Annotated in this window: 1 pseudogene; it reads right to left on the reverse strand. The window is 59.8% G+C overall.

Features of this window, described 5'->3' with window-relative positions:
* Nucleotides 1–172 precede the first annotated feature (172 nt).
* Nucleotides 173–1,344, reverse strand: a pseudogene (locus L972_RS16700) (IS4 family transposase); the annotation flags it as partial.

A 1,344-nucleotide genomic window follows, 5' to 3' on the forward strand; every position in this document is an offset into this window, starting at 1 on the left:
GCGAGCCTGTTGACATAGGAGCGTCAACGCCCCGATGGAGCGATGGTTCAGAAGCCGGAAGTCAGAGTGGCTCCCAGTAACGGGATACCACCAGCAAAAGAGTGTTTAGAAAACCAGAGGTGATCAAATCGTAGATATGAAAAAAGGGCCCGCAGGCCCAAATGCCAGTCAGTTAAGCCTGACTGGCATTGTTTTTATTGGCTTTATTCACACTATACCTCTGGGGCCTTGGCTTCACGCAGCGGGGGTAACTTCGCTCCCTTCGTTCCGGCAGCACAAACTGGCCCGCTTGTTTCTCCAGGTCAGCTACTCGCTTCGGGATGCTCCCCGGTGACAGGTACGGCATGCAGCTCAGTTCATGGATGAGGTACACCGATGCCATGTGAAAACTCCGCTGGCTCGCCGTGTATCCCTTCAGACTCGCGGCCATCTTTACCATCTGGCTGCGCAGCAGATTGTACGCCAGCAGCACGCCCCACAGCTCTTGCCGTATCCCCGCCGCCTTCTTGCTGCGCAGGGTCAGCCGGTGTTGTTGCAGGCTGTGCCTCATCTCCCGATAGCCCAACTCGATTTCCCAGCGATGGCTGTAGAGCTCGACGATGTCGGCGCCCGGAAAGCGCATCGGGTCGACCATTGAGGTCAACACTTGGCGCTCCTTTCCGCTGATGTTGCGGGTCAGCAAACGGGCTTCCACCGTGTCCGGCAGTTGCGGCCACTTCTTGCGTGCCTGTCGACTGGTCTTGAGCTGCACCAGCACATCCTGACGCCCCAGCTTGCGCACCACCTCATACTGCGTGCCCTTTTTGAGTGGCAGCAACCAGTGCCGCTCGCTGCCAGTGGTTTGCCAGGCGTGGAGCAGGCCGAGAGAGTAAAACCCCTTGTCGAACAGAGTCAGCGAGTGGTCCGGCGTGCGTGCGATGAGTTGCTCGGCCAGTACCATCTCGTTGACGGCGCAGCTCTCCATGACCGCCTGAACAAGCAGGTGGCTGGTCAGCTCCATCTGACAGAGCATGCGCACCTGCGGATAGGCCGTCTCGCCATGCCGGGTGCCAGGTTTGGCAAAGGCGGCGGCATTGTCCGGGGTATCGGGTGTGCGCCACATCCGGCGAGCAGTTGCAGCCCGGCCCAACCGGGATGATTGGCCTGCTGGTGCCAGAGAGAGGCGATCTCGTGAAACAGCCGTTCGATGCTCTTGTCCCCTAATTTTTGGCGAGCTTGCAGGAAGGCGCTGGGGGCAACGAAGGGGCGGTCGCCGGGCAACAGGATATCGAGCTGATTGACCAGCTGGGTCATGGGGACGTGGCGGAAGATAGCCATGCCGATGATGGCCCAGACCAGACGCTC

The sequence above is a fragment of the Aeromonas sp. ZOR0001 genome (assembly GCF_000801015.1).
GTDB lineage: Bacteria > Pseudomonadota > Gammaproteobacteria > Enterobacterales > Aeromonadaceae > Aeromonas > Aeromonas veronii.